Origin of the sequence: Saccharothrix sp. NPDC042600 (assembly GCF_040647305.1) — a bacterium.
Lineage (GTDB): Bacteria > Actinomycetota > Actinomycetes > Mycobacteriales > Pseudonocardiaceae > Actinosynnema > Actinosynnema mutabilis.
Map to the genome: position 1 here is coordinate 499234 of NZ_JBEZBW010000001.1, position 7274 is coordinate 506507.

The window sequence follows — 7274 nt, forward strand, 5'->3', positions numbered from 1 at the left end:
AGCGGGCATGGTGGGCAGTGCGCTGCGCGAGCGGGCGGTCGGGCTGCACGAACGCGGGATGGCCGCGGCGAGCCGGAACCGGCCACGAGAGGCGAGCCGCTTGTTGCGTCGGGCGCTGCGCTTGCTGGACGACGTCGTCGTCGCACGCGAGGAGGCGCTCGCGGCCCTGCGCGCCCGCGTCCTGACCAGCCTCGCCGCGGCGGAGGTGATGCTCGGCAACACGCGGGCCGGATTCGACCTCGTGGACCGCGCGCAGGCCGAGGCGGCGGCGGCGGACCTCGGCATCGTCCTCCAGCAGCGGGGACTCCTGCTCCTGCTCGTCGGACGGCTCGACGAGGCGCTGGACGTGCTGAACGACGCGATCGTCCGGCTCGACCCGGTGACTCGTCCGGTCAGCATCGCGCGCTGCCTGGTCAACCGCGCGATGCTGCACGAGCTGACCGGTCGCGTGCGGGCCGCGAAGGCCGACGTGCGCGAGTGCGAGCGGGTTTTGCGGACCGAGGACCAACCGGTCCTGCTGGCGAAGGCCGAGGTCAACCGCGGCTTCTACGAGGCGCTCATCGGTGACGTCCCGGCGGCGTTGCGCGCGTTCGACGCCGCCCGACCCCGCCTGGCCGAGCACGCGCCGGACCTGCTGCCCGTGCTGGGTGTGGACAAGGCCCGCGCGCTGATGGGCGGTGGCCTGGTCGCCGAGGCCGCCGCCGAACTCGACCTGGCGCTGGCGCTGCTGCCCAGGCGGCCCACCCACGAGCGCGCGGAGGCCGAACTGACCCGGGCGCAGGCCGCCATCGCCCAGGGACAGGCCGACGTGGCGAAGGTGTGGGCGCGTCGGGCGGAACAGCGCTTCCTCAGTCGCGGCAACGAGACCTGGGCGTCGGTGGCCGTGCTCACGAGGCTGCGCGCGGAGTTCGTCCGCGGCCGCCGCACACCGGTCCTCGCCGCGGACGCCGTGCGGTTGGCCGACCGACTGGCCGGCCTCGGCCTGCCGCACGACGCCGAGGTCGCCGACCTGCTCGCGGCACGCGTCCACACGGCACTGGGGCAGACGACGGCGGCCGGGGCCCGGCTGGCGGTGCGCAGGACGGTGCGGCCCACGGTGGAGAACCGCCTGTCCCGGTGTCTCGCCGTCGCCGAGTTGCGCGCGGCCGAGGGCCGGGTCGACCGGGCCTGTGCCTCGGTGCGCCGGGGGTTGCTGTTGCTGCGCAGGCACCGGGGCCGGTTCGGCAGCATCGATCTGCAGACCGGCGCGGCGGCGCTCGGAGCCGACCTCGCGGACCTTGGGTTGGCGATGTCCCTGCGCTCGGCCACGGCGCCGGTGGTCTTCGCGTGGTTGGAGCGCTGCAAGGCGCAGGCCTTCCGGATGCGCCCGGTCCGGCCGCCCGACGACGCCGACACCGCGGACGTGCTGGCGGAGCTGCGCAGCTCGGCGTTGAAGGCACGGGCGGCGGAGCTGGCCGGCAGGCGCGACCACGCCGCCGAGCGGCGCTGCGCCGAACTGGAACGCGACATGCGTCGGCGCGGGTGGACGATCGAGGGCGGCGGTGAGGACGACGAGCTCGTCCGGTTCCGCGACGTGGCCGGCGAGCTGTCCCGCGCCGACGCGACCATGGTCAGCTTCCTGGTCCAACGCGGGCGGTTGCACGGCGTCGTGCTGACCGGTGGCAAGGCCGCCGTGGTGCCGGCCGGTGAGCTGGCCGCGGTCACCGAGGCGGTGCTGCGGCTGCGCAGCGACCTGGACGCGTTGTGCGGCAGGCGGTTGCCCACGGCGCTCGCCGGAGCGGTCACCGCGTCGATCGAGCACCAGGTGGCCGTGTTGGCCGAGGCGCTGGTCGCGCCGTTCGACCTCGGCGACCGCGACCTGGTCGTGGTGCCCACCGGCCCGCTGGCCACGGTGCCGTGGGGCTTGCTGCCGGGTCTGCGCGGACGTCCGGTCACCGTGGCGCCGTCGGCGTCGGTGTGGCTGCGCGGCCGGCGCGTCGAACCGCTGCCCGACGACGCCGGGCCGTTGATCGTGGCGGGACCGGACCTGTCCCACGCGGCGGCGGAGGCCGAGCAGGTCGCCCGGCTCTTCCCGCGCAGCACCGTGCTCACCGGGAGCGCCGCGTCGGTGTCGGCGACGTTGGCGGCGTGGTGCGGCCGGAACACGGTGCACGTGGCCGCGCATGGCCACCACGAGCACGAGAACGTCCTGTTCTCCCGCCTGGACCTCGCCGATGGCCCGTTGATGGCCTATGACCTCCACGGCGTGCCCACCGCGCCAAGGCACGTCGTGCTGTCGGCCTGCGACGTGGGTCGCACGGTCGTCCGGGTGGGTGACGAGTTGCTCGGGTTCACCGCCGCGCTGCTCTACAGCGGAACCCGCAACGTGGTCGCCGGTGTCGCCCGGGTCCCCGACGACCCGGTGGCCGCCGAGGTGATGACCCGCTACCACGCACTGCACAACCAAGGGCTGCCGCCACCGAGGGCGTTGGCGGAGGCGACCCGGGACCAGCCCCGCATGCCCCTGGTGTGCTTCGGCTCCGGGTGACGGCGCCCGCGCGCCCGTTCTCGACCGCGCGGGCGCCGGTCGTCACGACGCGGACGGGCCCCGCGGGTCGAGCACGTCGATCATGCCCGGCAGTTCGGCGGCGGCGTCGGCCAGGCCGCGCAGCCCGCGAACGTGTTCGTCGACCGCGTCCCGGATCGCCGTGCGCACCAGCCGGTCGCCGTCGGGCAGCTCCGGCTCGCCCGCGAGCGCCCGGTCGAGCACGTCGTGGTACTGCCGGATCACCGCGCCGAGCACCAACTGCTCCGGCGGCCACGGCACCTTCGCCGGGAACTCGACCGGCACCGGGAACGGCCACACCAAGTCGGTGGTGGTGCACTGGCTCGCACGCCTGCCCAGCACGTCGATCGCGGTCTGGCCGAGCAGCGCGATCGGGCCGCCCTTGACCATGCGCAGGCCGGGGTGGGCGGCGAGCGACCACCAGAACCACCGGCGCATCGCCTGCCGCCGCGCCGGCGGCGACAGCCACACGGCGAGGTTGACGTAGAAGTCACCGATCGCGTCGCGCACCGGTCCCGGCGGGAACCCCCGCAGGTTCACGTTGAAGTAGTGGTGCCACGTCGTGTCCGCGACGATCCTGCCGACCGAGGCGAGCTCCCCGTCGTACGCGCTCACGATGTCGTAGGTCCGCGCGAACCGCTTGTCGGTGCCGCGCGCCACCACCTCGGGACGCGGCTGCCCGGTCGGACCGGACGGCCACTCCGACTCCGGGTAGGAGGCGGGGAAGGCGAGCGCGCCTTCGTGCATGTGGTCCGGGAAGACCTCGATCGGACCGGACCGCCCGCAGAACAGCGGGTGCGGCCTGGACTTGCGGGGCCACCACGGGAAGGGCAGGCCGATCCGGTACCTGGTCAGCGACAACGCCTGCGGGTGGGCGTCGTCCTGGAGGGTCAGGTCGTCCAGCGGGGTGCCGAGCCCGTCGGGCACCTGCGTGTTGTGCGTGTGCTCGGCGTCCGGCTCCGGGATGGCGCTGGGCAGCCCTTCCCAACGGCGCAGCTTGCCTGCCCGCGGCACCTTGTGCCCGAGCGCGCGCCCCAGGTTGACCAGCAGGTCGAGGCTCTTGTCGAGCGCGTCGTCGGGCCGACGGTTGGCGTGGTCGCCGGTGATCAGGACGCCACCCTGCCCGTCGGGACCCATCCAGTCGGTGAGCGCGGCGACCTCGTCGTCGGTGAGTTCGTTGTGCGGCGCGGACTCCTGGTTGCACTGCTCGACGCCGAAGAACCACACCTGGTCGTACTTCGCGAGCAGGCCCGGGGTGAGCGGGTGCGCGCCGTGGCAGCCGGCGTGCCGGTCGATCAGGTCGATCTGGAAGTCGACGAAGAAGGTGTTGCGCGTCAGCAGCAGGTCTCTCAACTGCGTGACGCCGAAGTCGGAGCCCGGGTCCAGACTGACCCCGGAGTGGTCGGTGTAGAACAGGATGCGCACGGTCGGTCTCGTGCAGTACCACGGGAACCACGGGTGGTCCGGCAGCGGCACGAACACGTTGCCGCGGTATCCCGACACGGTCGGTTCGGTCGTCACGGCTGAACTCCTCACAGTCGCAGGTGCTACCCAGTGGTCCGCGACGATCCGCTGGATCCACCTGCGAGCCGGGAAGTTGGTTTCGAGCCGAGAACCACTGGCCAGGTAGCGCGCGTTCGCCGAGCCGTTCATCCCCCCACGGCACCCGGGGAAGTCCCCAGGTCGAGCTTGACCGGGCCGAGGACGATCCAGTGAACCTCTTGGAGCGTCGAGTCCTTGCCGAGCATTCCTCCGTCTGCTCCCCGGATGTGTATTCCGGTCGAACGGACCTCGATACCGGGTCCCGGGTGGTCGCTCGGGGTGCCCGGCAGTGGCTCCGCTTGGTAGCGGCGCAGTACGCGGTTCGTTGTCCGCTCAAGCTCTTCCACGTCGCCGGATGATGGGCGGAGCCGGAAGAACTGACGGCGGAAGGCGGCGTCGTGCAGCAACAAGGCGGCATGCGGTTCGAATTGTCGCAAGTGGTAGTCGAAGTGGGCCTTGGCGTTGATGTGGTCGCCGATCGCGACGCCGGTCGAACTCCGCACGTGACACCTGGACCTGGGGTCGATCGACGCGGAAGCGGTCGAGAGTTCCTGCGCTATCGAGTCGTAGCACCGTGGTAGGAAGCTCACGAAGAGGAAGTTGGCCAGATAGCTCTGGGGGTCCTCGATGAGCATCCTTCCTGCCCACCTCAACATGTAACTATTGTTGATCACCTTCTCGATCGAGGTCAGGGAGACCTGAGGATCACGGGCATGGTGGCGGCTCACGACGACGAGTTTGTTGCTGTCGCCGATCAGTATTGCCGTCGACCGCTCAAAGGATACGATGGCTTCCCTGTGCTCCAGTTGGAGGCTGTCGAGAATCTTCGAGGTCTGCTGCCCCGTCTGTGCAAGCTGCAACCTCGGCCGTGGCCCAACCGGAACATGGGGTTGGCCCGGCTTGTTCACGTGCGAGCCCGGGACCTCGGCCTTGAGCGGCTTCGAGGGCACGCTCGCTGCACCGTGTCCCTGCACGGTTTTCGCCGTCGGGACAAGTGCGACCTTCGGTCGACTGGAGGGTGCCGGGCCTAAGGTTGATCTCGTCGTTTGTCGGGCTTGAAAATGCGGAACAAATCTTTGCATTGTGACTCCTTCAACCCTGCTGAACTGGGCTCTTGTCCGAAGTTCCTTCCCGTTGTTCGGGGATCCTCGGTCTGTCGGTGTCGCCATGCCACGCTACGCGTCGGAGCTTTGATCAGGTTTCACCCGGAAGGCTGATTCCTCTCCATCGCATGATGATGGAACTGCGCCGACGAGTCGGATACGGAGAGGGTGCCGCGCGTCTCCGGGCTATATCGCCCGTTCGGGCGACATGGGTGCGTATGCGGTACGAACTGGACGATGTCCCCGATACTCGATCGGTCGGGCTCGGCGGAAGAGGTGCGGACGTGGTTGACATCGTGCTGGCGGCGCTGGCGGCAGGAGCCGGTGCCGGCGTGAGTGACACTGCGTCGCAGGTGATCAAGGATGCCTACGCCTCGTTCAAGGCCAGGGTCGGCCTCGTTCTGGCCGGGCGCGGCCCGGAGGTCGAGGAGTTGGCCGAGCACCCCGTCGAACGGGCTGCGGAGCTGCGGGAGGCACTGCTCGCGGCGCGGGCCGACGCCGACCCGGAACTGGTCGCCGCGGCCCGCCAGGTGTTGGAGGCCGTCGGTACCGAGCTGGGGGCGACCGCCAAGTACGCGGTGGACATCCGTGACAGCACCGGTGTGCAAATCGGTGACAACGCGACCATGAACCTGCACATCACCAGGTAGCCGACACACGCGTGACCTACCTGAAGGGCGAGACGTCGGTGCCGAGGGTGCGCGCGGCAGGACGGTCCGACCAGCGGAGCCGGCCACCACGGCAGACCTGCGCCTGAGCACTCGCGCCACATCGGTCGTCCGACCGGCTGCATGCGCCTCGTGGCACCGGTGGGACGATCCCGTCACGACCAGCGAGGACCATCACTTGCGAACGATCGACCCTTCCGGTCGATCGACCTCGCGCCGGACCAATCGTGGCCTGTTCGACAGGAACCGCACCTCGCGTGGCCGCACGCGGCACTCTGCCTGGCCGTGATGTTCGAGCAGCCCCACCGAGACTTGTCCTGATGAGGCGGTCGTCACCCTTGGGCGCGAGTTTTCCCTGTCTGTTGGCGGATGTCCGTCGCAGGGGGAGTCGAGTGTCCTGAATAGACATTGACGGGACCTGTCCGGGGCGGCTGACGTTGAGGGATGTAGTTGGCGTGGTGGGGCTTGTGGTGGCTGGCCGGCGTTTGTGGTGGTTGGGTCGGTTCGGAGGGTGGACCGCGCTGGTCGCGGTGGTGGCCCTCGTGGTGGGTCTTGTGGTGGTGCCGCCAGTGGCGGTGGCCGATTCGGGTGGCGGGTCCGACGAGCGGTTGTCGGGTCGTGAGTTGTTGCACCGGGTGTGGCGGTCGGCGGGGCCGGTGTTGCGCGAGGCGGCCGGCAAGGCGTTGATCGGTGATGACGCCGGGGTGCGGGCGTTCCTGGACGGCGGGTGGCAGTCGGCGGCGGAGGCGGACGACCGCGGGCGGGTCGCGGGGTTGGCGAACACCGGTGGCCCGGCGGTGCGGGAGGCCGCGCGCAAGACGTTGGACGCGGGCACGTCGGAGGCGGTGCAGGCCTTTCTGGACACCGGTTGGGTGACGCCGCGGCGGCTGGATCTGCGGGTGCGGGTCAACCAGTTGATGTCCGTGGGTGGAACGCAGCTGCGTGGGGCGGGTCAGGCGGCGCTGGATGCCGGCACCGAGCAGGCGCTGCAGGAGTTCCTGGCCACGGGGTGGCGGGTGCCGCAGACGCAGGACTTGCGGGTGCGGGTCAACCAAGTGATGTCGGTGGGCGGCCCGAGGGTGCGCGCGACGGCGCAGGAGGCGTTGGACGCGGGCACGATCGAGGCGTTCCAGGTGTTCCTGGACCAGGAGTGGCCGGTCGCGCAGGCCCGGGACCAAGAGACCGCGGGCATCGCGGAATTGGCCGGTGCGGCGAAGGTCGCGGGCGAGGTCGCCGCGCAGGAGACCAAGGCGGCCAAGGAAGCCGGTGACCGGGCGGTCGCCGAGGCGGCGTTGGCACGGGAGGCGGCGCAGCGGGCGGCCGAGGCCACCAGGGCGGCGAAGGGCAACGCGGCCGAAGCCGCCCAGGCGGCCGGGGAAGCCGCCGACGCGGCGGGTCGGGCAGCCGACGCCGCTC

The 7274-nt window shown here is 71.2% G+C and carries 5 protein-coding genes; 3 read left to right on the plus strand and 2 right to left on the minus strand.

Annotated features, from left to right (window positions below):
- The first annotated feature begins 7 nt into the window (after positions 1-7).
- Positions 8-2527: a CHAT domain-containing protein gene (locus tag AB0A74_RS01905; protein ID WP_358247007.1), complete on the plus strand. Its 2520-nt coding sequence runs from the start codon at positions 8-10 to the stop codon at positions 2525-2527.
- Positions 2528-2569: 42 nt separating this feature from the next.
- On the opposite strand, the gene AB0A74_RS01910 is transcribed toward AB0A74_RS01905, so the two are convergent.
- Both AB0A74_RS01910 and AB0A74_RS01915 read right to left on the minus strand, forming a co-directional pair.
- Complete coding sequence (locus AB0A74_RS01910; RefSeq protein ID WP_358247008.1) at positions 2570-4066, minus strand: hypothetical protein; 1497 nt, start codon at positions 4064-4066, stop codon at positions 2570-2572.
- 128 nt (positions 4067-4194) lie between these two features.
- On the minus strand, positions 4195-5037 hold the full coding sequence (locus AB0A74_RS01915; RefSeq protein ID WP_358247009.1) for a hypothetical protein: 843 nt from the start codon (positions 5035-5037) through the stop codon (positions 4195-4197).
- Between the two features lie 437 nt (positions 5038-5474).
- Here AB0A74_RS01915 and AB0A74_RS01920 point away from each other — a divergent pair, with 437 nt between their 5' ends.
- Both AB0A74_RS01920 and AB0A74_RS01925 read left to right on the plus strand, forming a co-directional pair.
- A complete protein-coding gene (locus AB0A74_RS01920) occupies positions 5475-5840 on the plus strand; it encodes a hypothetical protein (RefSeq protein WP_358247010.1) in 366 nt (121 codons plus the stop codon).
- Between the two features lie 560 nt (positions 5841-6400).
- Positions 6401-7274: ALF repeat-containing protein (locus AB0A74_RS01925; RefSeq protein WP_358247011.1), on the plus strand; the 874-nt coding region annotated here is incomplete at its 3' end.